The sequence below is a fragment of the Nonomuraea sp. NPDC054003 genome (genome assembly GCF_055585125.1).
In genome coordinates this window covers 22,583-46,573 of record NZ_JBVJKR010000017.1, presented here as the reverse complement: position 1 = coordinate 46,573, position 23,991 = coordinate 22,583, and the positions used below count along the sequence as shown (strand labels likewise).

The following is a 23,991-nucleotide window of genomic DNA, read 5'->3' as shown; positions in this document are numbered from 1 at the left end:
GCCGGGTCCACTCCTCGCGAAGGAGGAACCACCCATGAAACCGATCACCGAGCTCGACGCCCGCTTCAGCGCGGGCGGCGCCGCCGCCACCACCTGGGAGGAGGCCGCCGAGCTGCTGGAACGCGCCGAGGTCTGGTGGCTGTCGACCGTACGCCGCGACGGCCGCCCGCACGTCACGCCCTTGCTGGCCGTCTGGCAGGACGGCGCGCTCCACTTCTGCACCGGCCCGGAGGAGCAGAAGGCCAGAAACCTGGAAGCCAACCGGCAGGTCGCGCTCACCACCGGCGCCAACACCCTGAGACAGGGCCTGGACCTGGTCGTGGAGGGCGTAGCCGAGCAGGTCACCGACGAGGGCGGGCTGAAGGCGCTGGCGGACGCCTGGGAGGCGAAGTACGGCCCCGACTGGCACTTCGACGTCCACGACGGGGCCTTCCACAACAGCGCGGGCGGGCGGGCCCTGGTGTTCGAGGTCGCCCCCGCGCGAGCCTTCGGCTTCCGCAAGGGCGACTACGCGCAGACCCGCTGGCGCTTCTGACTACGGCTGCGCCAGCTCCTGCAGGAAGAGCGCCTCGGTGGTCACCACCCGGCGCAGCTCCTCCAGGTCGACCCGCTCGTTCGGCGCGTGGCAGGCGGCGTCCTCGTCCTCGGCGCCGAACAGCAGGATCTCCGCCGCGGGGAACTGCTTGAGCAGCGTGTTGACCAGCGGGATCGAGCCGCCCGCCCCCACGTCGCGCGGCGGCCTGCCGAAGGCCCGCTCCATCGCTCTGTTGAGCGCGGCGCGCGCCGTGCCGCCCGAGTCGGCCTGGAAGCCCGAGCCGACCGTGAGGTCGCCGAACGACACCCGCACGCCCCACGGCGCCACCTGCTGCAGGAACTCCACCACCGCGTTGACCGTGGTCTTCGGGTCGCCCGCCGGCGGCACCCGCACCGTCACCCTGGCCCGCGCCACCGGCTGCACGGCGTTGACCGCACCCGAGACCGACGGCACGTCGAGCCCGGTCACGGTGATCGCGTACGAGGCCCACAGCCGGTCGGCCAGCGAGCCGGAGCCGACCAGGGACACGCCGTCGGCCACGCCCGCGGTCTTGCGGAACTCCTCCTCCGTCGGCCCCTGACCCAGGAAGCTGCCACGGGGCAGGCCGGGCACCCGGACGTCGCCGTTCTCGTCGTGCAGCGCGGCGCACATGCGCATCAGCGCCGCCAGCGCGTCAGGAGCGGCGCCGCCGAACGAGCCGCTGTGGAGCGGCTCGCGGAGCGTGCGCACCTCCATGGTGAAGGCCGCCATGCCGCGCAGCGAGGTCGTCACCGCCGGGTCGCCGACGCGCGGGTTGCCGGTGTCGGCCACCACCACCGCGTCGGCCCGCAGCAGGTCGGGGTTGCGCTCGACGAACGCCTCCAGCCGCTCGCCGGCGTATTCCTCCTGGCCCTCGATGATGACCTTGACGCCGACCGGGAAGCGGCCCTGGAAGACGCGGAGCGCGGCGACGTGCGACATGACGCCGGACTTGTCGTCGGCCACGCCGCGGCCGTACAGCTTGCCGTCGATCAGCGTGGGCTCGAACGGCGGCGTGCGCCAGGAGGCCGGGTCGCCCGCGGGCTGCACGTCGTAGTGGGCGTACAGCAGGACGGTCGGCGCGCCGGGCGGCGCGGGAGCCTCGGCGAACACGGCGGGGAAGCTGTTGTCGACCGGGACGCGCTGCACGCGCGGCAGGCCGGTGCTGCGCAGCAGCTCCTCCACCGCCGCCGCGGCGGCGTGCACGGGCTCCTCGGGGTGGCCGGGGAAGGCGACCGACGGGATGGCGGCCAGCCGCTTGAGCTCCTCGACGGTCTGCGGCATCGCAGCCGCAACGGCGCTCTCGATCTGCTCAGGAGTCACGGGACGGTCCCCCGGGGGTCTTCTCGATGGTCGGGCGTTCCATTGGATCACACCACCGCTCACAGCAGGTGAAAGGGTGTGACCACTGCGCCAGGGTACCTGCGGATTTCGTAGTTGTTACCGAAAAGTTCTGCGGATCTCGGTTCACGTCACTGGAGTAGCGACGCAATCCCTTGGCAAAGTGGCTGGTGAGGTTGCACACTGGTGTGCAGATCGAACGAGGGAAGATACACATGACGCAGCCGGAACACGACGTCCTGAAGGCCGCGCAGGACAACCTGTGGTTGCACTTCACCAGGCACAGCTCCTACCAGAAGTCCGAGGTGCCCACCATCGTCCGCGGTGAGGGCTCCTACATCTACGACATCCACGGCAAGCGCTACCTCGACGGTCTGGCGGGGCTCTTCGTCGTCCAGGCGGGCCACGGACGCGGCGAGCTGGCCGAGGCCGCCGCCAAGCAGGCGCAGGAGCTGGCGTTCTTCCCGCTCTGGTCGTACGCGCACCCCAAGGCCGCGGAGCTGGCCCAGCGCCTGGCGAGCCTGACGCCCGGCGACCTCAACCGCGTGTTCTTCACCACCAGCGGCAGCGAGGCCGTCGAGAGCGCGTGGAAGCTCGCCAAGCAGTACTACAAGCTCATCGGCAAGCCGCTCAAGCACAAGGTCATCAGCCGCCAGATCGCCTACCACGGCACCACGCAGGGCGCCCTGTCGATCACCGGCATCCCGGCGTTCAAGCAGATGTTCGAGCCGCTCGTGCCCGGTTCCGTGCGGGTGCCGAACACCAACCACTACCGCGCCGACGAGACCACCGGCGTCCCCGGCATGACGCCCGAGGAGTACGGCTACTGGGCGGCCGAGCGGGTGGCCCGCGCCATCGAGATGGAGGGCCCCGACACGGTGGCCGCCGTCTTCGCCGAGCCGGTGCAGAACGCCGGCGGCTGCTTCCCGCCACCGCCCGGCTACTGGCAGCGGCTGCGCGAGATCTGCGACGAGTACGACGTGCTGCTCGTCTCCGACGAGGTCATCTGCGCCTTCGGCCGCCTCGGCACCATGTTCGGCGGCGAGAAGTTCGACTACGTCCCCGACATCATCACCTGCGCCAAGGGCATGACCAGCGGCTACTCGCCGATCGGCGCGATGATCGCGCACGACCGCCTGTTCGAGCCGTTCAAGAACGGCGACGAGATCTTCGCCCACGGCTACACCTTCGGCGGCCACCCCGTCTCGGCCGCCGTGGCGCTGGCCAACCTCGACATCTTCGAGCGCGAGGACCTGCTCGGCCACGTCACCAGGAACGAGCCGCTGTTCAGGGCTACGCTGGAGAGCCTGAAGGACGACCTGCCCATCGTCGGAGACGTCCGCGGCTCCGGCTACTTCTGGGGCATCGAGCTGGTCAAGGACCGTGACACCAAGGAGACGTTCAACGCCGAGGAGTCCGAGCGGCTGCTGCGCGGGTTCCTGTCGCAGGCGCTGTTCGACGCCGGCCTCTACTGCCGTGCCGACGACCGCGGCGACCCCGTCATCCAGCTCGCGCCGCCGTTGATCGCCGGGCCGCAGGAGTTCGAGGAGATCGGCGGAATTCTACGAAGTGTGCTGAAGGAGGCGTGGGCGCGCCTCTGATCGACAAAATATCCGGTACGGGATCCCGTACCGGATATTTTTTTCTCCGAAAGGACAGACAGCCCATGAAGATCGGCGTACCTGCCGAGGTCAAGAACCACGAATACCGCGTCGCCGCCACCCCGGCCGGGGTGCACGAGCTGGTCGAGCGCGGCCACGACGTGACCGTCCAGCGCGGCGCGGGCGAGGGCTCGCACATCACCGACGAGGAGTATCTCGCCGCCGGAGCGAAGATCCGCGACAGCGCCGACCAGGTGTGGGCCGAGGCCGACCTGGTGCTCAAGGTCAAGGAGCCGATCGCCGAGGAGTACCACCGGCTGCGCGAGGGCCTGGTGATCTTCACCTACCTGCACCTGGCCGCCTCACGGCCGTGCACCGACGCGCTGCTGGCCGCCCGCACCACCGCCATCGCGTACGAGACCGTGCAGGTCAACGGGGCGCTGCCGCTGCTAGCGCCCATGTCGGAGGTGGCGGGCAGGCTGGCGCCGCAGGTGGGCGCGTACAACCTGATGCGGTTCAACGGCGGCCGCGGCGTGCTGCCCGGCGGCGTGCCGGGCGTGGCCCCCGCGAAGATCGTCGTCATCGGCGGCGGCGTCTCCGGGCTGAACGCCGCGCAGATCGCCGTCGGCATGGGCGCGGACGTCACCGTGCTCGACACCAACGTCGACCGGCTGCGCTTCATCGACGCCGTCTACCAGGGCAGGCTCAAGACGCTGGTGTCGACCGCGTACGCGATCGAGCGGGAGGTCCTGGCCGCCGACCTGGTCATCGGCGCGGTGCTCATCCCCGGCGCGAAGGCCCCGACGCTGGTCACCAACGAGCTGGTCGCCCGCATGAAGCCGGGCTCGGTGCTCGTCGACATCGCCATCGACCAGGGCGGCTGCTTCGCCGACTCGCGGCCGACGACGCACGCCGAGCCCACCTACCGGGTGCACGGCTCGGTCTTCTACTGCGTGGCCAACATGCCGGGCTCGGTGCCCAACACCTCGACCTACGCGCTCACCAACGCTACGCTCCCGTACGCGCTCAAGCTGGCCGACCTGGGCTGGAAGGACGCGCTCAGGGAGGACGCGGGCCTCGCGGGCGGCCTCAACACCCACGACGGCGCCCTCACCAACGAGCCCGTCGCCCAGGCCCTGCACCTGCCGCACACCAAAGTCGCCGACGTCCTGGCGGCCTAGAACCCGGGCATGCGGGCGTCGGCGCCGTCACGGGCGGCGCCGGACAGCCCGAGCCTGCCGCGCAGCTCGCGCGCCGTCGACAGCACGTGGGCGACCTCCACCGGGCTGGGCCACGGGGCGCTGCCCGGGCGCAGCAGCGTGCCGCGCACCGACGCGAGGTGCTCGACCGCGCTCGCGTGCAGCCCGCTCCGCGCCACCAGCCAGGCGATCACCTCGCCGTGGTCGAGCAGCGGCCTCGTCACCAGGTCCCAGGTGCCGAGGATCTCGTTCAGCTCCGCCACCTCAAGGGCCACGCCGCCACGGCGATCGGTCGCCAGCGCCGCCAGCTCGGCCCTGGCGGCCAGCTCCGGCTCGGCCGTCCGGTCCCAGACGGGCGGCGGCGGGTCGGTCAGCCACTCCTCGGCCTCGGCGCCCCGGCCCGCCGCCGACAGCAGCCCGGCCAGCTCCAGCGCCGCCCGGTGGTGGCCGGCCAGCGCCGCCTGCCGGAACCAGTGGCGACCGCCCTTCAGGTCGCCGAACTCGGCGATCAGCAGCAGCCCGAAGTTGAACGCCGACTCCGGGTCTCCGGCCGCCGCGCCCCTGCCGAACCAGTGGCTGGCGCCCTTCGCGTCGCCCAGCTCCACGCAGACGAACCCGGCCATCCGCTGGCCCTCCAGCCGCCCCGCGTACGCCGCCTGCTCGTACCAGCCCCTGGCGGTGCGCAGGTCGCGGCGCGACAGCGCGATGGCGCCGAGCTGGACCGCCGCGCCGGGATGCTCGCTCTTGGCGGCCAGCCGGTAGTAGGCCTCGGCGCCCTCCGGGTCGCGCCCGGCCTGCAGGAGCAGGCCCAGGCAGTAGGCCGCGCCGGCATGACCGGCCCGGCAGGCGGTCTCCCACCAGCGCACGGTCTCGGCGTCCTCGCCCGCCGAGTAGGCCAGGAAACCCAGGTCGTGCGCGGACGCGGCGTCGCCGCCCGCCGCCGCCTGCCGGTGCCAGTCACGCGCCGCCACGAGCTCGCCGGTGTCTTCGCAGATCAGCGCCAGCCTGCGCGCCGCCGTCCGGCTGCCCGCCTGAGCCGCGCGCTCGAACCAGATCCTGGCCCTGCCGGGGTCGCCGCGCTGCTCCTGCAGCAGCGTCGCCAGGTTGACCGCCGCCTCGGCGTCACCCGCCGCCGCCGCGCGTTCGTACCAGCCGAGCGCCTCGTCGAGCGTGCCGTGCTTCTCGTGCCACAGGCCCAGGTTGTAGGCGCTGTCGACGTTCCCGGCCCCGGCCGCGGACTCCCACCAGTGGCGGGCCGCGCCGCGGTCGCCGCGCTGGGCGTAGAGCCTGCCGAGCCGGTGCGCGGCCTGGGCGTCGCCCCGCTGCGCGGCCATCAGCAGCTCCGCCTCGTCACCCACGCGCGGCGCCGGGACGGCCGGCCTCGTCGCATCACCTTGCCAGAGCATGCCAGAAGGGTGGCATGTGATCGCCCGATTGCGAACCGTAATCGCCGAGCGCCTCAGGAGAACTTGATTATCCCGGTGAACATGCCCATGCCGCAGGCGTAGCGGAGCGTGCCCGGCGGCTGTGGCGGCAGCCGCACGGTCGCGGGCAGCGCCAGGTCCCGCCCGGCGAACGCCACGGTCTCCGTGCAGCCCCGGTCGACCAGCTTGAACACCACCTCGACCGGCACCCCGGCGGGCGCCTCCACCGCCGCCGGACGGTAGCCGTCGCGCAGCGCCCAGATGGTCACGACAGGGCTCCGCGTGCCGGTCGTGGTCGCGGTGGCGGGCAGCCAGCCCCCGAGGTTGACGCCCGTGCCGACCGTCCACAGCCCCGCCGCGACGGCCAGCACCGCCGCCGCCCTCGCCAGTCTCGTACGGGTGACGCGCCGCAGCAGCCAGCCCAGCAGCGCCAGCGCGGGCGCGGTGCCGAGGACGAACCCGGCCATCACGGCGGCCCCCGACAGCGCCGAGCCGCTGGTGATCGCGACCAGCTCCATGCCGATCGTCACCCCGCACGGCACCAGGATCGTGGCGGCTCCGAGCAGCGGCGGGCCCAGCCCGCCGAACGCGCGGCGCGGCGGCCGGCAACCGGGGCGGCGGTAGAGCCTGACCGCGAACGCGATCACCATGAGGCCCGCCGCCACCAGAAGCACCGCCCGCGCCTGCGGCGGCGGCTTCACCGCCGAGCCCGCGAGCCCGAGCAGCGCGCCCGCCGCCGTGTAGGACAGCAGCCGGCCCGTTAGGAACCACCCCAGCACCACCCGGTCGCGCTCCCCGGTCAGCCCGACGAGCAGGCCGCCCTGCACGGCCGTGCACGACGCGGTCCCCGCCACCAGACCGGCGACGAGACCACTGCCGAACAGGGCCGCCGCCTGCATCATCGTCCCCTCCGCCGAAGGTCTCCTCCGAACGTAACGGCCCTGGCCCGGACGCGGCCAGTGACAGTTCTTTCACCCTCCGTGCCGTTTACCTCCTTTGCTTCCGTTCGCCGTCCCGTACGCCCGAGGATGTGCGTCATGGACTGGCAGACCTGGCACGACGCGTACGACCTCCCTGGTTCGTGGCTGGCGCGGCGGCTGCGGGCCGTCCAGGAGCGGGTCGGGGCGGCGCTGGACGCCTGCGTCCCCGGCCCGGTGAAGGCGATCAGCCTGTGCGCCGGCCAGGGCCGTGACGTCCTCGGCGTGCTGGCCGGTCATCCCCGCCGTGCCGACGTACGGGCGCGCCTGGTGGAGCTGGACCCGGGCAACGCCGCGATCGCCCGGCGGGCGGCCGCGGCGGCGGGCCTGGACCAGGTCGAGGTGGTGACGGCCGACGCCGCCCGCACCGACTGCTACGAGGGCATGGCGCCCGCCGATCTGGTGCTCGCCTGCGGGCTGTTCGGCAACATCACCGACGAGGACGTCCGGCGCACCGTCGGCTACTGCGCGCGGCTCTGCGCCACCGGCGGCACCGTCATCTGGACCCGGCACCGCACCCCGCCCGACCTGGTGCCGCTGATCTGCGAATGGTTCGGCGAGCGCGGCTTCGAGCTCTCCTGGCTGTCGGACCCGGAGGCGGGGTTCGGCGTGGGCGCGCACCGCTTCACGGGGAGCCCCGAACCCTTGCCGCCGGGCGAGCGCATGTTCACCTTCGGGCCGTGAGGGTTCAGAAGACGCAGAACTCGTTGCCCTCGGGGTCGGCCAGCACCGTCCACTCCTCGCGCCGGTCCAGCACGGTCGCCCCGAGCCCGGCGAGCCTTCCGACCTCGGCCTCCCGGTCCTCGGCCTGAAGGTCGAGATGGAGGCGGTTCTTGCCCGCCTTGTGCTCCGGGACCCGCTGGAACCACAGCCGCGGAGGCCCGCCCTCCACCAGGACCGTGGGGTCGTCCTCGGGGTCGTCGATCCCCTGGGCGCGCAGCCTGGCCAGCTCGGCGTCGTCGTACGGAGCCACCTCGTAGCCGTCGAGTGCGGCGGCCCAGAACCGGGCGAGGGAGGCGGGGTGCGCGCAGTCGACCACCACGTCACGCAGTCCGGCCATCAGGCGGCCTGCTCCAGGCGGGAGCGGACGGCGGCGCGGTCGACGCCGAGGTGGTCGATCAGCTCCGCCACCGGGTCCGGGTGGCGCTGGTCGAGGAGGGCGAGCAGGAGGGCGCTCGGCCCGGTGCGGTCCCTGGTCTTGCGGGACGTGGCCTTGACGGCCTGGTTGATGACGGCGCGGGCGCTCGACGTCAGCGCGGTGCCCGGCAGCGACGGGTGCCTGCGCGGCCTGGCGTCCGCCACCGAACCGGGGTCGACGCCGATGGCCCGCAGCGCCGCCCGGTCCAGCTCGTCCAGCGCGGTCCTGGCCGCCTCCGCGCGGACCCCGAGCGCGCCGGCCGGCGGCCCCGACGGGTCGCGCAGCACGCCGAGCAGCAGGTGCTCGGTGCCCATCCGCCGGTCGCCGCGCCGCCTGGCCTCTTCCATGGCGGCCTTGACGGCCACCGCGAACGGGCTCTTCTCTATGCCGAACATGCCTGGCCTCACTTCCCGTACTTGGCGTGCACCGACTGGCGTGACATGCCGAGCGCGTCGCCGATCTGCTCCCACGTCCAGCCCTGCTCGCGGGCGAGCACCACGGAGACGGCCTCGACCTGCTCGGCCAGCCGGTGCAGGGCGCCGACGGCCCTCAGCCCTACGGCGGGGTCATTGGACCTGATGCGCTCAGAGAGTTCTCCCATGTCCACGCTGTCAGGCTAGGCTGACATTCCACGGCTGTCAACCTAGCCTGACGAAAACCTGTCCGGCCTGGTGCCGCTGATCCGCGACTGGTTCGAGGAGCGCGACCGGGTCACAGCCAGCCCGGTTTCACCAGGCCCGACTCGTACGCGATCACCACCAGCTGCGCCCGATCCCGGGCGTGCAGCTTCATCATCGCCCGGCTCACATGCGTCTTGGCCGTGGCCGGGGACATGAACAGCTTCGCCGCGATCTCGTCGTTGGTCATGCCGCCGCCGACCAGGGTGAGCACCTCGCGCTCGCGGTCGGTGAGCTGGTCCAGGTTCTCGGCGGCCAGCGGTTCCTTGGCGCGCGACGCGTACTCGGCGATCAGGCGGCGGGTCACGCTCGGCGACAGGAGCGCCTCGCCGGCCGCGACCACCCGCACCGCCTGGATGAGCTCGGCCGGCTCGGTGTCCTTGACCAGGAACCCGCTGGCTCCGCCGCGCAACGCCTCGAAGACGTACTCGTCCAGCTCGAACGTGGTCAGGATGATGATGTGCGGCCCCTCCGGCATCTGCCGGGTGGCGGTGAGCCCGTCCATGCCCGGCATGCGGATGTCCATGAGCACCACGTCGGGCCCGTGCTCGCGGGCCAGCCGGATGGCCTCCGCGCCGTCGGCCGCCTCGGCGACCACGCCCATGTCCGGCTGGGCGTCGAGCAGGGCCTTGAAGCCCGCCCGCACCAGCGCCTGGTCGTCGGCGAGCAACACCTTGATCATGCTTTCTCCTCGGGAAGGGGCAGGCGGGCCGAGACCCGGAAGCCGCGGCCTGATGGACCGGCCGCCAGCGTCCCGCCCAGCGCGACGGCCCGCTCGCGCATGCCGGGGATGCCGTTGCCGCTGCCCTCTCCGGCCAGCACGGGGGGTGTGGTGGAGCCGCCGTCGGTGACCTCGATGACCAGCTCGCGGGCTCCGTACGCGAGGAGGACCGTCACCGCCGCGCCGGGGGCGTGCCTGGCGGCGTTGGTGAGCGACTCCTGGACGATCCGGTAGGCGGCCCGCTCGACCTGCGGCGGCAGCGCGCGCGAGCCGGCGCGTTCCAGCGTCACGTCCAGGCCGGAGCGCTCGAGCAGCTCGTCGAGGCGGTCCAGCCCGGCGGTGGGGGAGCGGGGCGCGCCGTCGCGCAGCACGTTCAGCACCGAGCGCATCTCGCCGAGCACCTCCTTGGAGGCGGTCTTGATCGTGGCCAGCGCGGTCCGGGCCTGCTGGGGGTTGTCGTCGATGAGGTGCAGCGCGGTCGAGGCCTGCACGTGGATGAGCGAGATGTTGTGCGCCAGCACGTCGTGCAGCTCCTGCGCCATGGTCAGCCGCTCCTCGCTGGCCTGCCGCCTGTTCTCCTCCTCGGCCGCCCGCTGCTGCTGGGCGCGCCGCTCCCTGACGATCCTGGTCAGCTCCGCCACCACCATGAGGAGCAGGACGAACGCGGTCACCGCCAGGTCGTGGAAGAGCCCCGTCGGCTCGCCCGACCGGATGTAGCCGTAGGTGATGAAGACCACGATGGTCACCCCGGCCATCACCCATGCCTTGACCCGCTGCCCCAGAGTGACGAGGGAGAACAGCAGGATGATCGGCGACAGGTAGACGGGCCCGTACGGGTATCCGGACCAGGTGTAGGCGTAGGTGGCCGCGAGCGCGACGACGGCGGTCCCGACCGGATAGCGCCGCCGGAGCAGCACGCCCACCGGCCCCACCAGCAGCAGCGCGACCGCCAGCCAGTCCAGCGGCTCGCGGAAGTCGCGCTGCCCCCAGTACGCGCCGTACGAGAGCACGAGCTGGGCGGCCGCCACCACCAGCGCGTTGTACGGGTCCAGCACTGACTTCTTGCGCACGACCACCACGCTAGGCCCGGGTGTCGGCCGGCGCATCCCCCGGGTGTCGCAGGGGGCCCTACCGCCCGGGGCGTACCTAGGTCATCGTGGAGTCCATGCGCCACGTGATCGTTCCCGCAGCAGCAGTCCTCGTCACCCTGGCCCCCGCCGCCCCGGCGTTGGCCGGACCACATCACCAACCGCAGAAGGTCCCGGTCGCCGAGGGGTACGGAGGCGCGGTCGCGACCGTCGACCTCGACGCCTCCAAGGCGGCCGTCGACGTGCTCAAGAGAGGCGGCAACGCCATCGACGCCGCCGTGGCCGCAGGCGCGGTGCTGGGCGTCACCGAGCCCTACTCCGCCGGTCTGGCCGGCGGCGGCTTCATCGTCTACTACGACGCCCAGCGCCGGAAGGTGCACACCATCGACGGCCGCGAGGCCGCGCCCCGGGCCATGACAGCCACCTCACTGGAGGGCATCCCCTTCGAGGAGGCGGTCACCAGCGGCCTGTCGGCCGGCGTGCCTGGCGCGGTCGCGCAGTGGGACCTGGCCTTACGCCGGTTCGGCACGATGTCGCTGAAGCAGGCGCTCCAGCCGGCCGTCACGGTCGCGTCCAAGGGATTCGTGGTCGACCAGACGTTCCACGACCAGACCGCGCAGAACGCCGCCCGCTTCAAGGACTTCACCTCCACGGCGAAGCTCTACCTGCCGAACGGCGCGCCGCCGCCCGTCGGCTCCGTCTTCAGGAACCCCGAGCTGGCCGCCACCTACCGCGAGCTGGGCCGGCGCGGCACCGGCTGGCTGTACGGGGGAGAGCTCGGCAAGGAGGTCGTGGCCACGGTCAAACGCCCGCCGATCGCCCCCGGAGCCACCAGGAACGTCAGGCCCGGCCTGATGGAGCTGCGCGACCTGCGCGACTACCGCGCGCTGCTGCGCGATCCGACCAGGTCCGGCTACAAGGGCCTGACGGTGTACGGCATGGCGCCGCCGTCGTCGGGCGGCTCGACCGTGGGGGAGGCGCTCAACATCCTGGACGCGCTGCCCGGGACCGGGGTGCACGAGTATCTGGAGGCGTCCAGGCTGGCCTTCGCCGACCGCAACGCCTACGTCGGCGACGTGCCTGGCGTGCCGCTGAAGGAGCTGCTGTCCGACGGCTTCGCCAAGGAACGCGCCTGCCTGGTCGGCGACCGCGCCATCGCGCACCCGGCCGCTCCCGGCAGCCCCGACGGCTCGTACGAGACCTGCCCGGCGCCGCGGGGCACCGCCGCGGAGACCACGGCCGAAGGCCCGGAGACCACGCATCTGGTGGTGGCCGACCGGTGGGGCAACGTGGTCGCGTACAACCTGACGATCGAGTCCACCGGCGGCAACGGCATCGTGGTGCCGGGCCGCGGCTTCCTGCTCAACAACGAGCTGACCGACTTCACCTTCGGCCCGGCGCCGGGGGACCCGAACCTGCCCGCCCCCGGCAAGCGGCCGCGCTCGTCGATGGCGCCGACGCTGGTGTTCGACCACGGCAGGCCGGTGATGGCGCTCGGCTCTCCGGGCGGTTCCACGATCATCACGACCGTGCTGCAGATCCTGGTCAACCGGTACGAGTTCGGCATGTCGCTGCCCGAGGCGCTGGCCGCGCCCAGGGCGACGCAGCGCAACACCGCGCAGACGCAGGCCGAGCAGGGCTTCCTCGACCGCTACGAGCAGGAGCTGGAGGCCAGGGGGCACGACCTGGTGCTGAACCCGGAGATCGGCGCGGCCACCGCGCTGGAGTTCCTCCGCGGGGACCGCGTCCAGGCGGTCGCCGAGCCGTCCAGGCGCGGCGGCGGCAGCGCCCTGGTGGTCCACCAGCGCCGCTGAGCCGCGGGCATGACGAAAACCCGCCACGGTCCGTGGCGGGTGAGCCCCCCCGTCAGGTGAAGGGAGGTCTACCGCAGCAGGAGGAACGCCGCCACACCGATGACGGCGACGACGACGACCACCGCGATGATCGGCAGAACCGGCGACTTCTTGGCAGCGGAGGCGGCAGACTCCTGCTCGGACCGCTGCGCGAACGCGCGGAACTGCTGGGTGTTGCCCGCGGGATCGATATGCTGGTCAGACATGGCCAGCAGCCTAGCGTGATCGCCTGCCGCATTTGCGCGTTTTATCGCCTTCCCTGCGGCGGGCTGATTACGAGACCGGTCACGTGGGCGGATACTTTTAATCCATGCTCAAGACCCTGCTCTCGCCGCGCCTGCTTGGGCTGCACCTGCTCACGATCGGGGTCGTGATCGCGTTCATCATGCTGGGCCGCTGGCAGCTCGGCGTGTTCGAGGACTCGGGGAAGCCGGTGGTGACCACCGACCCCGCCCCGGTTCCCGTCACGGAGCTGGCCCCCCTCGGCGCGCAGATGCAGGGCACCTCCGTCGCCCGCAAGGTCACCGTCGAAGGCGTCTACGAGGCGGGCCGCCAGCTCCTGGTCGCCGACCGGCGGCCCGACGTCGACGCGCCCGGCGGCAAGGTCTCGCGCGACCACGGCTACTGGGTGCTGACCCCGATCAGGCTCGACGACGGCACGCTGATGCCGGTGGTGCGCGGCTGGGTGGCCGACGCCGCCGACCCCGCGGCCACGGCCGTGCCGGCGGGCCGGATGAGCGTGCCGGGCAGACTGCGCCCGCAGCAGGGCAGCGACACCGTCCAGCGCAGGCAGGAAGGGCTGCCCCCCGGCCAGGTGCAGACGGTGGCGACCGGCGAGCTGGTCAACCTGTGGCAGGGCGAGCAGGTGCGCAACGGCTACGTCGTGGCCGAGCCGCCCTCCGGGGCGCTCACCCAGGTCGTCTCGCCGCCGCCGATGGCCGGCGGCGAGGTCACCTGGCGCAACCTCGCCTACGCCGCCAACTGGTGGATCTTCGCGGGGTTCGCCGTGTTCATGTGGTTCCACTTCGTACGCGACGCCGTACGAGCGGATCGGGACCGTGAAGAGTCCCCCGAGATGGTTCTGGAAGGTTAACGGTGGAATCGGCTCTCAAGCCCTTCCGGGTGCTCGCCTACATCGTCGGCGTCATGCTGCTCGTGCTCTGCGGCGGCATGGTGCTGCGCTACGGCTTCGACATCCCCGGCCCGTCGAAGGTGATCTCGCCCATCCACGGCGGCCTCTACATGCTCTACCTGGTCGCGGTGATGAACCTGGGCATGAAGGCCCGCTGGGCGTGGCCCTACATGCTGGGCGTCATGCTCGGCGGCACCGTGCCGTTCCTGTCGTTCTACGTCGAGCGCCGGGTCACCCAGCGGGTGGCGACGGCGGCGGAGGCCTGAGGGCCCCCGCCGGATCGCCTCAGCGGCCGATGCCGCGCCGGCGGGCCCTCTTGAGCCGCTCGCGCTGCGACGGGTCGAGCATGAAGTAGCCGACCACCGGGGCGGCGACCACGCCGAGGACGACGAGCAGGGTCAGCCAGCCCGGAAGGAAGATCCACGAGAACAGGACTGCCACGCCGGCACCGATGGCGTACTTCTGGATTGGCGACATACTCAACATCCTCCGAACGCGGAGCGCACGCCCCGCCTCTCCCACATTCTGCGTCGTGCGGACAACGAGCGAGCCCACCGCCGGGGTTCCCCGATCACGATATATCGCAACGGGCCACTACGTCGAGCAACTGCCGCCGCAGCGCCTCCGGTGTGGGCCGCCCGGCCGGCGGCCCTGATAGCAATCCGACCAGATACGGCGCCAGCGGCCCCGCGCGCATCAGCGACGCGCCGGGAGCGGGCGGCCTGCCCTCCACGGCCAGGAACAACGTGGCCCCGAGCGCCCACAGGTCGCCCGCCGGGCCCGGCACGCCCTCCGGCGGCAGGTAGGCGGGCGGCGGCGCCGGCACCGGCGGCGGGATCAGCGCGGCCCGGCCCTCGGCGTCGATCAGCACGCTGCCCGGCTGCACCCCGCCGTGGTGCTCGCCGCGCCCGTGCCACGCGGCGAGCCGGTCGAGCACCGCCAGCCCCACGGCCGCCACCCGCGCGGGCGGCAGCGGCCCGTCGGCCGCGACCACCTGCTCCAGGGAGCGGTCCGACGCGAGCCGCCGCAGCGTCCACTCCAGCGCGTCCACCGGCGGCATGGCCGGCGTGAGCATCGCCCTGATCAGCGCCCGCAGCGGGTCCGAGGCCTCGGCCGGCGCCTGGCCGGGCGGCCTGCCCTCGACCGCGAAGTGCAGCGTGGCGGCCAGCGACCACAGATCGGCGCCCGGCCGCATCCCCATCGCGGGCAGCCCGAACCCGGTCAGCAACGCCCGCCCGGTCGGCGACAGCAGCACGTTGCCCGGCTGCACCCGCCCGTGCACGATCCCGGCCGCGTGCGCCGCCGTCAGCGCCGACAGCACGTACACGCCCACCCGGGCCGCCTGCCGCACCGGCAGCGGCCCTCGCCCGCGCACCGTCTGCTCCAGCGACGAGCCCTCCGCGAACGCCGTCACCAGCCACGGCTCGCCGCCCTCCACCGGCACGTCGAGCAGCGGCGCTATCGCCGGATGCACGAACCCCACCGTCCGGCGCGCCTCCCGCACCGCCGTGTCCAGGCTCCCCGCGGGGGCGCGCAGCCGCCGCACCACCACGTCACGGTGCTCCACCTCGTCGAAGGCCAGCAACAGCTCACCCCCGCCCAGGGGGTTCAGCAGCCGATAGCGCCCCGCGAGCTTCCCGGTGTCTCCCATGGCCACGTGCACCAGCGATACGCCTCCCGACGAGCTGTGTACCCCGTCAGGCAAGCCACGCCTCATGCGCGGCGTGCAACCTGCCCCACAGCTTCTCCTTCTCCCTGCCGCTCACGTCGTCCAGCGGCAGGGAGAAGACGTCGGCCAGCGCGGCGAAGTAGTCGCGGGCGCTGTCCAGCGTCACCCTGTCGGCCCCCACGCCGAGCCGCGACAGCACCAGCCCGCGCAGGCTGTCGATTCCCCGCGCGTCCCGCCGCTGCACCACCGCGACGCGCACGAACCCCGACTCCGGCGACGTGGTCAGGTGCTCGTGCTTGGCCGCGAAGTCCGCCATCTTGGCCGGTTCCATGCCGAAGTCCATGCGGATGAACGAGCCGCTCGGGTCGTGGTCCAGCCGCCACCCGCCGGGCGCCATGTCCGACGGGCGCAACCCGTACTCGTGCGGGCCCTGACGGTAGACGCCGGCGACCAGCGGGAGCGGCTCGTGCAGCCCGTCGCCCAGCCCCACGTCCGCCAGCCACGCGCCACCCGGGTTGGTCTCGTCCGGCAGCCCTGACACGGTCAGCACCAGGTGGTTGCCGGTGATCCCCGGCTCCTCGCCCCGGCCCTGCGCCCCGCCCACGTGCCGCGTCACCGCGTAGCCGAGCTTCGCCAGCAGCTCGGAGAACGCGCCGTTCAGGTGGTAGCAGTAGCCGCCCCGGCCGCCGAGGATCCGGCCCGCCGACTCCAGCGGATCCACCGTCGTGGGCCTGCCCAGCCAGATCTCCAGCACCTCGTACGCGACCCGTTCCACGTGCGCGGTGTGCAGGGCGCGCAGGGCGGCGGCGGAGGGCGCGGCGTGCTCCAGTCCGGGCAGGCCGAGACGGCGCAAGTATCCAGGGATGTCCACTGCCCAAGTCTGCACCGGATGTGCACGAATTGGGGAGTGCCGTCTGCACACCCCGCTTCTAGGCTCTCGATTGTGACGCAGCGGCGACGCATTCTCGTGGTGGAAGACGACCAGACGATCGCGCTGGCCGTACGCGACCGGCTGGCCGCCGAGGGGTTCCAGGTCAGGACGGCCGCCGACGGGCAGACCGGGCTCGCCGAGTTCGACCGGGCCGAGCCCGACCTGGTGATCCTGGACCGGCTGCTGCCCGGGCTCGACGGGCTGGAGGTGTGCCGCAGGATGCAGGCCGCCCGGCCGGTGCCCGTCCTCATGCTGACCGCGCTCGGCGAGGAGACCGACGTGCTGGTCGGGCTGGGCGTGGGCGCCGACGACTACCTGGCCAAGCCGTTCAGCATGCGCGAGCTGGTGGCCAGGATCCACGCGCTGCTGCGCCGGGTGGAGCGGGCCGGACAGCTCGCCGCCGAGGACACCGTGATCAAGGTGGGGGAGGTGCGCATCGACACCGCCGCCCGCCGGGTCTTCGTCCGCGGCGCCGAGGCCCAGCTCACCCGCACCGAGTTCGACCTGCTGCGCCGCCTCGCCGAGCGGCCGGGCCAGGTGTTCGAGCGGGAACGGCTGCTGTCGGACGTGTGGGGGTTCTCCGAGGCGGCCGCCACCCGGACGGTCGACAGCCATGTGCGGGCGCTGCGCCGCAAGCTCGGCTCCGACGTGGTCCGCACCGTGCACGGCGTCGGCTACGCGCTGGTGCGGCCATGAGACCGCTCGACTTCCTGGGCCGGATCAAGGTCAAGCTCGGCATCGTCATCGTGCTGGCCGTCGCCACCGCGTTCGTGGTGAACGAGGTCGGCATCAACTCGGGGCTCTCGCGCGAGGTGCGCATCGGCGTGGCCGTGGCGCTCGCCCTCATCATGGTGCAACTGCTCGCCATGGGCATGACCAGGCCGCTGCGCGAGATGGCCAGGGCCGCCCAGACCATCGCCAAGGGCCGCTACTCGCTGCGCGTCCAGGCCACCTCGCGCGACGAGGTGGGCGAGCTGGCGCGGGCCTTCAACGCGATGGCCGCCGACCTCGGCGAGGTCGACCGGCAGCGCCGCGAGCTGGTCGCCAACGTCAGCCACGAGCTGCGCACGCCCATCACCGGCCTGCGCGCCGTCCTGGAGAACGTCGTGGACGGCGTGTCCGCGCCCGACCCCGTCACCATGCGCACCGCGCTCGCCCAGACGGAACGGCTCGGCCGGCTGGTCGCCCAGCTCCTCGACCTGTCCCGGCTCGACTCCGGCGCGCGGCTCATCGAACCGGAGGCGGTCGAGCTCCGGCCCCTGGTGGAGCAGGCCGTCCTGGAGGCGGCGCTGGCGCGCGAGGACGTCCGGCTCGCCACCTCGGTCCCCGCCGGGCTCGTGGTCCTCGCCGACCCCGACCTGCTGGCGCAGGTCCTGGCCAACCTGCTCGACAACGCGGTACGGCACAGCCCGCCGGACGGCACGGTCACCGTGACCGCCTCGCCTTCCGGGGCCGGTGTGTGTCTCTCCGTCGCCGACCGGGGGCCGGGCATCCCGGCGCCGGCCAGGGCGCGCGTCTTCGAACGCTTCTCCAGACTCGACGCGGGGCGCACCGCCGACGGCGGGGGCGCCGGGCTGGGCCTGGCCATCGTCAAGGAGATCGTCGAACTGCACGGCGGTTCGATCCGCATCGACGACTGCGCGGGATGCCGCATGCTCGTCGACCTACCAGGGAGGACTGCGATGGCGCCCGGAGAGGCCCGCCCGCCACGTTCCCAAGATCCCGCGCCTTCCCCCATCACGGCATCCGCCTCCACCTCGACAGATCCAGCCACCGCCAACTCCGAACCGGCCGGCGCTGTGTCGGCTCGGGCCGTGCCTGCGAGGTCCGACGGCGTCGATGCCCTGCGCGTCGACTCCACGCTCACGACCGCTGGACGTGCCGAGGCTTCGGATGCCGACCCCGCGCCGCCCACGCGGGCCGGTTCGGAGTACGTCGGCTCGGGGCGGTCTGACGCGTCGCGTGCCGGGTCCGGTCTCGCGCACGCGTCCGGGTCGGTCGGCCCCATGGCGGCGCGTTCGGGGGGCGTTGATGCGCTCGCGGTGGAGGCCGGGCAGGAGGACTCGGCGAGTTCCGGGCGGCCCGGCCCTGCTGGGGCGGGCTCCGCGCTGGGTGGCTCCGGATGGTCTGACGCGTCGCGTGCCGGGTCAGATCTCACACACGCGCCCGGGTTGGCTGGCGCTCTGGCGGCGAGTTCGGGGGGCGTTGATGCGCCTGCGGCGGATGCCGGGCAGGCGGACTCGGTGCTGCCTAGTTCCGGGGGGTCCGATTCCGCGCGGGCGGGATCCGCGCTGGGTGACTCTGGACGGGTCAGCGCGCCGGGTGCCGGGTCTGGTCTCGCGCACGCGTCGTCCGGGCGGGTCGGCTCCGTGCCGGGAGGGGATGCTCTACGCGCCGGTTCCGCGCTCGAGGGTGCTGGGGGCGACCCTTCGGGTGTGGGTTCTGCGGCGGCCGTGCGGGTGGGGGCCGGGCGGGGTGACGTGGTGGGTGTCGGTGGGGATCCGGGGCTTCCTTCGGCGGGGCGGGGTGGCTCCGGGGTGGTGGGGGGCGTGCCGCCGGTGCCGGGGGATGACTCGCCGATCAAGGGGCTGGTCAAGATCGCGGCTGGGGGGATCGTCGGGCTGGCCGTGGGGTTCGTGGCCGGGCTGCTCGCCGCCGCTTTCGCGAGCGTGATCTTCGGGGACTCGGCCGCGGTGGTCACGCTCGTGTGCGTCACCGCGTTGTTCGGGGCCATCGGAGCGTCGCTGGGCGCCAACGCGGCCCGCCGCGCCGCCGAGCACGCTCACCTGGTCGCGACGTACGGGCCGGTCGCGCAGGCGTACGGATCGGCTGGTCCGGGCGGGGAGGCCGGGCCGGGCAGGCGTGCGCAAGCGGGTACGGGCGGGCAGACGTACGCGGCAGCCGGTGCGGGTGTGCAGGGGCACGGCCCGGTCAGTTCAAGCGGACAGGTGCCACCAGGCGGGCCGGCGTCCGCTGGACAGCGCGACACAGGAGCTGCAGGGCAGCTCGGGTCGGGATCCGCAGGACAGCATGGGGCGAGGTCCGTAGGACAGTACGGGGCGGCGTCTGTAGGGCAGCACGGATCGGGATCGGCGGGTCAGTACGGACTGGGATCAGGCGGTGCGTACGGGCCGCCGCCGGTTTATACGCCGCCGCCGCTTTTCCCGCGGCCGGAGCTGCCCGAGACGCCTCGGTGGCTGTTGCCCACGGCCGGAGGGGCGGGGGTGTTCGCGGCGATCGCGCTGCCCGATGCCCAGATCGGGCTGGGGATCGTGCTGGTGTGCGTGGTGCTCGGGGCCGCCGCGCTCCCGGCCGTCGTACGGCGGATGACGCCGTGGACGATCGCGTTCGGACTCACCTCGTACTGGCTGATCGCGATGGCGGCCGTCAGGGACGCCGACTGGCTGGTGACGATCCTGCTCCTGGCGGGGGCGGGGCTGGCGGCGCTGGCCGTGTCGGGTGCGGGGCTCGGATGGCTGGGCGTCATCAGGGGAGGCGCCTCCATCCTGCTCGCGTTCGGCCCGCTGCCCTGGTTCCTGGCCGCGCCGCTGAAGGGCCTGGCGGCCAGGCGGCGGATCCTGCCGACGCTGACCGGGCTCGGCATCACGGCGGTGCTGCTGGTGGTGTTCGGGCTCCTGTTCTCCTCGGCCGACCCGGTGTTCGCCTCCTACGTGGAGCGGCTGACCACCACGCCCGACTGGGCGGAGTCGCTGCCGGCGCGGATCGTGCTGTTCGCCGTGTTCGCGGCGCTGCTGGCGGCGGTGGTGCTGGTGGCGCTCCGGCCGGTCGCCGACCCGGTGGGCCCGGACATCAAGATGCCGGTGAGCAGGTCCATCTGGCTGGTGCCGCTCACCGCGGTCAACCTGCTGTTCGCGGCGTTCGTCGCGGTGCAGATCACCGCGCTGTTCGGCGGCGACGCGTGGGTGCTGAAGACGGCGGGCCTCACCTACGCCGAGTACGCCAGGCAGGGCTTCTTCCAGCTCGTCGTGGTCAGCCTGGCCGTGCTGGGCATCGTCGCGGTGGCCGCCGGCGTGATCAAGACCGAGCGGCGGGAGCGGTGGGTGCTCGCCGGGCAGCTCGGCGTGCTCTGCGGGCTGACCATGGTGGTGCTGTTCTCCGCGCTGCACCGGATGGACCTCTACACCGACGCGTACGGGCTGTCCCGGCTGCGGCTGTCGGTGGAGGCGACGGTCTACTGGCTGGGCGCGCTGTTCGCGCTGGTGCTGCTGGCCGGGGCGGGGCGGCTCGCCGGGCGCGGCTCGGGGTGGCTGCCGCGCACCATCGTCCTGGTGACCGGGCTGGCCCTGGGCGCCTTCGCGGTGGTGAACCCGGACCTGCGGGTGGCGGAGTCCCAGGTGGCGGTGCGCGGCGTGCAGAAGCTGGACTCGGACTACCTCGGCGACCTCGGGGCCGAGGCGGTCCCGGCGCTGGACCGGCTGCCGGAGCCGCTGCGCAGCTGCGTGCTGGCCGACGTCGTGGCGGCGAACGGGCTGGACCGGCCCGACTCGTGGAACGGCTGGAACCTGGACAGGACCGCGGCCCGCGCCCTCCTCGCCGAACGCCCGATCATCGGCAAGGATCTCTCGGACCCGACGCTGACGCGTTCTGACGGGTCGTGTTTCGTACAGGCTCCTGGTGGTTGAATCTTGGGGTGATGTTCGACGTAGTCATCAGCGGCGGGCGGGTGCTCGACGGCACCGGGGCTCCCCCGTACCGGGCGGACGTGGGGATCACCGGTGACCGGGTCACGGCGGTCGGCCGGCTCGACGGCGCCGGGGCGGCCGCCGAGATCGACGCGGCCGGGCGGCTGGTGGCTCCTGGGTTCGTCGACTGCCACGTGCACGGCGACGCGGTGGTGTTCGACCGGTCGGTGCAGCTCGCGGCGCTCCGGCAGGGCGTGACCACGTTCGTGCTCGGCCAGGACGGGCTGTCGTTCGCGCCCGGCTCGGCCGAGACCGTGGCGTACGCGTCCCGCTACTTCGCGGCCGTGAACGGCCCGCTCGGCGAGGGCCCGCTGACCGTGGCCGAGCTGCTCGGCGGCTACGACCGCGCGGTCGCGCTGAACACCGCCTACCTGCTGCCGCACGGCACGATCCGCTACGACGTGATGGGCGCCTCGCCCGCCCACGCCTCCCGCGACGACCTGGCGCTCATGCTGGCGGCGGTCGAGCGCGGCCTGTCCGAGGGCGCCGTGGGGCTGTCGAGCGGCCTGGAGTACCTACCGGGACGTTACGCGGGCGCCGACGAGCTGGCCGAGCTCTGCCGCCCGCTCGGCGGTCTCCCGTACGTCACCCACATGCGCGCCTACGGCGCCAGGGCCGAGACCGGCATCAGTGAGGTGGTGGAGATCGCCACCCGGTCCGGCGCGGCCGTGCACGTCTCCCACCTGCACGGCCCGGCCGACCTGCTGCTGCCGCTGCTCGACCGGGCGCAGGCCGGGAGCGTCGACCTCACCTTCGACACCTACCCCTACCTGCGCAGCAGCACGATCCTGGCCATGGTGGCGCTGCCGCCCCAGGTGCCCGCCGCCGACACCGAGAGGGCCCTGGAGATGCTCCGCTCCGGCGAGCTCGACTCCTGGTGGCCGGAGCTGGAGCGGACCTGGCCGCGGCTGACGGTCTCGCACGCGCCCGGCCTGGAATGGTCCGAGGGCATGACCATGGTCGCCGCGGCGGAGCGCGCGGGGGTGGAGCCGGCCGAGTTCTGCCGCCGCCTGCTCGTCGAGACCCGCCTGGAGGCCGGCTGCGTGTCGGCCCGCCCCGACGAGGGCCCGGCGGGGGAGGAGTCGGTGCGCCGCGTGCTGCGCCACCCGTCGCACACCGGCGGCTCCGACGGCATCTACGTGGGCGGCCATCCGCACCCGCGCGGCTTCGGGGCGTTCGCCCGCTTCCTCGGCCGTCATGTCCGCGAGCTCGGCGACTGGACGTGGGAGCAGGCCGTGGTCCACCTGTCGTCCCACCCGGCGCGGCGGTTCGGGCTGGCGGACCGGGGGCTGCTGCGTCCCGGGTTCGCCGCCGACGTGGTGGTGCTGGACCCGCGCACCGTCGCCGACAGAGCCACGTACGAGGCGCCGCGCACGCTCGCCGCCGGGATCGGCGACGTGCTGGTGTCGGGGGAGCGGGTGCTGGCGGACGGCGAGCTGACCGGGGCCACTCCCGGCAGGGCCCTCCGGCCAAGATCCGCAGGATAAGGTCAGAACCGGGCAGAGGGGGAGTGCGTGCCGGAGATGCTGGGGCGTTCGGTGTTCGGCGGGGAGCTGGGCTTCCCGCTGATGGTCGTGCACCGCGACGCGCTGCACCACAACATCGCCACCATGGCCGCCTTCGCCCGCGACCACGGCATGGAGCTCGCCCCGCACGCCAAGACCCACATGTCACCCGAGATCTCCGCCCGCCAGCTCGACGCGGGCGCGTGGGGGCTGACCGTGGCCACGCCCGCGCAGGCGCGGACGGTGCGCGGGTTCGGGGTCAGCCGGATCATGGTGGCCAACCAGGTCGTGGACCCCGCGGGGCTGCGCTGGGCGGCCGCCGAGCTCGACGCGGACCCCGGGTTCACGCTGATGTCCTTCGTCGACTCCCCGGCGGGAGCCGACCTCCTGGCCGCCGCCGCCGGCTCGCGGCCGTTCCAGGTGCTGGCCGAGCTGGGCCACCCGGGCGGCAGGGCGGGGTGCCGTACGCTCGACGACCTGCTGACGCTGGCCGCGCACGTCCAGCGGACCGACGGGGTCGAGCTGGTGGGGGTCGCCGGGTACGAAGGATCGCTCGGCACGGCGCAAGAAGTCCGGAAATATCTGGATCTGTTGCAGGAAGCCGTCGAACACCTCCGCCTCCGCACCCCCATCCTCACCGTCGGCGGCAGCCAGTGGTTCGACGTGATCGGCCGCCACCTGGTCGCCACCCATGCCAGGGTCATCCTGCGCAGCGGCGCCTACGTCACCCACGACGACGGCTACTACCGCGAGCGCACCCCGTACAACCGGATCGACGGCGAGCTGCGCCCCGCACTGGAGGTGTGGGCGCACGTCCTGTCGACCCCCGAACCCGGCCTCGCGGTGGTGGGCATGGGCAAGCGCGACGCCCCGTACGACGAGGGGCTGCCCGTGCCCAGGCGAGGCGGCGTCACCGTCGTCAAGATGCAGGACCAGCACACGATCGTGCGCGCCGACGGGCTCAAGCCCGGCGACCTGCTCGCGTTCGGCATCTCCCACCCGTGCACCGCCTTCGACAAGTGGCGCGAACTGCCCCTGGTCAACGGCGACTACCGGGTTGCCGGCACCATCACCACCCGTTTCCAGGAGCAGCCGTGAAGAAAGAGCTGAGAACGACCGAGGGCGCCGCCCCCATCGGCGCCTACTCGCAGGGGCTCGTCGTGGGCGACTTCGTCTACACCTCCGGCATGGGCCCGCTCGACCCCCAGACCGGCGAGCTCGCCGGCGACGACATCGTCACCCAGACCCACCAGGTGATGCGCAACCTCGGCGCCATCCTGGCCGCCCACGGCCTCGGCTTCGACGACGTCGTCAAGGCGACCGTCCACCTCCAGCACCTCAAGCGCGACTTCGCCGCCTACAACGAGGTCTACCAGTCCTACTTCACCCAGCCCTACCCCGTACGCACCACCGTCGGGTCGCAGCTGCTCGACATCCTGGTGGAGATCGACTTCGTCGCGCACAAGAGCGCCTGAGGGA

At 73.0% G+C, this 23,991-nt stretch carries 24 protein-coding genes; 12 read left to right on the top strand and 12 right to left on the bottom strand.

What is annotated here, in order from left to right; all coding sequences use genetic code 11:
* Positions 1–34 precede the first annotated feature (34 nt).
* Positions 35–535 carry a pyridoxamine 5'-phosphate oxidase family protein gene (locus ACZ6YG_RS36085; protein WP_466020458.1) on the top strand — a complete coding sequence of 167 codons (501 nt, stop codon included), beginning with the start codon at positions 35–37 and terminating at the stop codon, positions 533–535.
* Here ACZ6YG_RS36085 and ACZ6YG_RS36080 read toward each other — a convergent pair whose 3' ends face one another.
* Positions 536–1,876: a M20/M25/M40 family metallo-hydrolase gene (locus ACZ6YG_RS36080; protein ID WP_148034138.1), complete on the bottom strand. Its 1,341-nt coding sequence runs from the start codon at positions 1,874–1,876 to the stop codon at positions 536–538.
* Positions 1,877–2,109: 233 nt separating this feature from the next.
* Between ACZ6YG_RS36080 and ACZ6YG_RS36075 the strand changes: the two genes are divergently transcribed.
* Both ACZ6YG_RS36075 and ald read left to right on the top strand, forming a co-directional pair.
* Positions 2,110–3,495, top strand: coding sequence for an aspartate aminotransferase family protein (locus ACZ6YG_RS36075; protein ID WP_466020457.1), 1,386 nt, complete (start codon positions 2,110–2,112; stop codon positions 3,493–3,495).
* 65 nt (positions 3,496–3,560) lie between these two features.
* Positions 3,561–4,676 (top strand): alanine dehydrogenase, encoded by a 1,116-nt coding sequence (gene ald, locus ACZ6YG_RS36070; RefSeq protein WP_466020456.1) that lies wholly within the window; start codon positions 3,561–3,563, stop codon positions 4,674–4,676.
* Here the strand turns inward: ald and ACZ6YG_RS36065 are convergent.
* A complete protein-coding gene (locus tag ACZ6YG_RS36065; RefSeq protein ID WP_148034135.1) occupies positions 4,673–6,100 on the bottom strand; it encodes a tetratricopeptide repeat protein in 1,428 nt (475 codons plus the stop codon). The two genes, ald and ACZ6YG_RS36065, sit on opposite strands and share 4 nt — an antisense overlap.
* Before the next feature lie 53 nt (positions 6,101–6,153).
* Positions 6,154–7,020 carry an urease accessory protein UreH domain-containing protein gene (locus tag ACZ6YG_RS36060; RefSeq protein WP_466020455.1) on the bottom strand — a complete coding sequence of 289 codons (867 nt, stop codon included), beginning with the start codon at positions 7,018–7,020 and terminating at the stop codon, positions 6,154–6,156.
* Between the two features lie 135 nt (positions 7,021–7,155).
* Between ACZ6YG_RS36060 and ACZ6YG_RS36055 the strand changes: the two genes are divergently transcribed.
* Entirely contained in the window at positions 7,156–7,779 is a 624-nt protein-coding gene (locus ACZ6YG_RS36055; RefSeq protein ID WP_466020454.1) for a methyltransferase domain-containing protein, read from the top strand.
* Between the two features lie 4 nt (positions 7,780–7,783).
* On the opposite strand, the gene ACZ6YG_RS36050 is transcribed toward ACZ6YG_RS36055, so the two are convergent.
* From ACZ6YG_RS36050 to ACZ6YG_RS36030, 5 genes are all read right to left on the bottom strand, one after another.
* On the bottom strand, positions 7,784–8,155 hold the full coding sequence (locus ACZ6YG_RS36050; protein WP_397198438.1) for a VOC family protein: 372 nt from the start codon (positions 8,153–8,155) through the stop codon (positions 7,784–7,786).
* Positions 8,155–8,628 (bottom strand): Clp protease N-terminal domain-containing protein, encoded by a 474-nt coding sequence (locus tag ACZ6YG_RS36045; protein WP_466020453.1) that lies wholly within the window; start codon positions 8,626–8,628, stop codon positions 8,155–8,157. The genes ACZ6YG_RS36050 and ACZ6YG_RS36045 overlap by 1 nt, the downstream gene beginning before the upstream one ends.
* An 8-nt stretch (positions 8,629–8,636) precedes the next feature.
* Positions 8,637–8,834 carry a helix-turn-helix domain-containing protein gene (locus ACZ6YG_RS36040; RefSeq protein WP_466020518.1) on the bottom strand — a complete coding sequence of 66 codons (198 nt, stop codon included), beginning with the start codon at positions 8,832–8,834 and terminating at the stop codon, positions 8,637–8,639.
* 110 nt (positions 8,835–8,944) lie between these two features.
* Entirely contained in the window at positions 8,945–9,592 is a 648-nt protein-coding gene (locus ACZ6YG_RS36035) for a response regulator (protein WP_148034132.1), read from the bottom strand.
* Positions 9,589–10,701 carry a sensor histidine kinase gene (locus tag ACZ6YG_RS36030; protein WP_466020452.1) on the bottom strand — a complete coding sequence of 371 codons (1,113 nt, stop codon included), beginning with the start codon at positions 10,699–10,701 and terminating at the stop codon, positions 9,589–9,591. The genes ACZ6YG_RS36035 and ACZ6YG_RS36030 overlap by 4 nt, the downstream gene beginning before the upstream one ends.
* 95 nt (positions 10,702–10,796) lie before the next feature.
* Between ACZ6YG_RS36030 and ggt the strand changes: the two genes are divergently transcribed.
* Entirely contained in the window at positions 10,797–12,533 is a 1,737-nt protein-coding gene (ggt, locus tag ACZ6YG_RS36025; RefSeq protein ID WP_466020451.1) for a gamma-glutamyltransferase, read from the top strand.
* A gap of 68 nt (positions 12,534–12,601) precedes the next feature.
* Here ggt and ACZ6YG_RS36020 read toward each other — a convergent pair whose 3' ends face one another.
* Positions 12,602–12,778 carry a hypothetical protein gene (locus tag ACZ6YG_RS36020; protein WP_187281371.1) on the bottom strand — a complete coding sequence of 59 codons (177 nt, stop codon included), beginning with the start codon at positions 12,776–12,778 and terminating at the stop codon, positions 12,602–12,604.
* Between the two features lie 104 nt (positions 12,779–12,882).
* Here ACZ6YG_RS36020 and ACZ6YG_RS36015 point away from each other — a divergent pair, with 104 nt between their 5' ends.
* On the top strand, positions 12,883–13,665 hold the full coding sequence (locus ACZ6YG_RS36015; protein ID WP_466020450.1) for an SURF1 family protein: 783 nt from the start codon (positions 12,883–12,885) through the stop codon (positions 13,663–13,665).
* Between the two features lie 2 nt (positions 13,666–13,667).
* On the top strand, positions 13,668–13,970 hold the full coding sequence (locus ACZ6YG_RS36010) for a DUF3817 domain-containing protein (RefSeq protein ID WP_187281369.1): 303 nt from the start codon (positions 13,668–13,670) through the stop codon (positions 13,968–13,970).
* Between the two features lie 19 nt (positions 13,971–13,989).
* Here ACZ6YG_RS36010 and ACZ6YG_RS36005 read toward each other — a convergent pair whose 3' ends face one another.
* The 3 genes from ACZ6YG_RS36005 to ACZ6YG_RS35995 form a co-directional block, all read right to left on the bottom strand.
* Positions 13,990–14,181, bottom strand: a complete 192-nt coding sequence (locus tag ACZ6YG_RS36005; protein WP_148034129.1) for a hypothetical protein — start codon at positions 14,179–14,181, stop codon at positions 13,990–13,992.
* A gap of 94 nt (positions 14,182–14,275) precedes the next feature.
* The gene (locus ACZ6YG_RS36000; protein ID WP_466020449.1) at positions 14,276–15,355 is read right to left on the bottom strand and encodes a protein kinase domain-containing protein; all 1,080 of its coding nucleotides are present in this window, start codon (positions 15,353–15,355) and stop codon (positions 14,276–14,278) included.
* Between the two features lie 46 nt (positions 15,356–15,401).
* On the bottom strand, positions 15,402–16,244 hold the full coding sequence (locus tag ACZ6YG_RS35995; RefSeq protein WP_466020448.1) for an arylamine N-acetyltransferase family protein: 843 nt from the start codon (positions 16,242–16,244) through the stop codon (positions 15,402–15,404).
* 72 nt (positions 16,245–16,316) lie between these two features.
* Between ACZ6YG_RS35995 and ACZ6YG_RS35990 the strand changes: the two genes are divergently transcribed.
* The 5 genes from ACZ6YG_RS35990 to ACZ6YG_RS35970 are packed head-to-tail and all read left to right on the top strand — an operon-like array spanning position 16,317 to position 23,987.
* The gene (locus ACZ6YG_RS35990; RefSeq protein ID WP_187281367.1) at positions 16,317–17,000 is read left to right on the top strand and encodes a response regulator transcription factor; all 684 of its coding nucleotides are present in this window, start codon (positions 16,317–16,319) and stop codon (positions 16,998–17,000) included.
* A complete protein-coding gene (locus tag ACZ6YG_RS35985) occupies positions 16,997–20,947 on the top strand; it encodes a DUF4153 domain-containing protein (protein WP_466020447.1) in 3,951 nt (1,316 codons plus the stop codon). Before ACZ6YG_RS35990 ends, ACZ6YG_RS35985 begins: the two co-directional genes overlap by 4 nt.
* An 11-nt stretch (positions 20,948–20,958) precedes the next feature.
* Complete coding sequence (locus ACZ6YG_RS35980) at positions 20,959–22,494, top strand: N-acyl-D-amino-acid deacylase family protein (RefSeq protein ID WP_261808823.1); 1,536 nt, start codon at positions 20,959–20,961, stop codon at positions 22,492–22,494.
* A 36-nt stretch (positions 22,495–22,530) separates the two neighbouring features.
* Positions 22,531–23,610 carry an alanine racemase gene (locus ACZ6YG_RS35975; RefSeq protein ID WP_466020517.1) on the top strand — a complete coding sequence of 360 codons (1,080 nt, stop codon included), beginning with the start codon at positions 22,531–22,533 and terminating at the stop codon, positions 23,608–23,610.
* Positions 23,607–23,987 carry a RidA family protein gene (locus ACZ6YG_RS35970; RefSeq protein ID WP_148034124.1) on the top strand — a complete coding sequence of 127 codons (381 nt, stop codon included), beginning with the start codon at positions 23,607–23,609 and terminating at the stop codon, positions 23,985–23,987. Before ACZ6YG_RS35975 ends, ACZ6YG_RS35970 begins: the two co-directional genes overlap by 4 nt.
* The last annotated feature ends 4 nt before the right edge of the window (positions 23,988–23,991 follow it).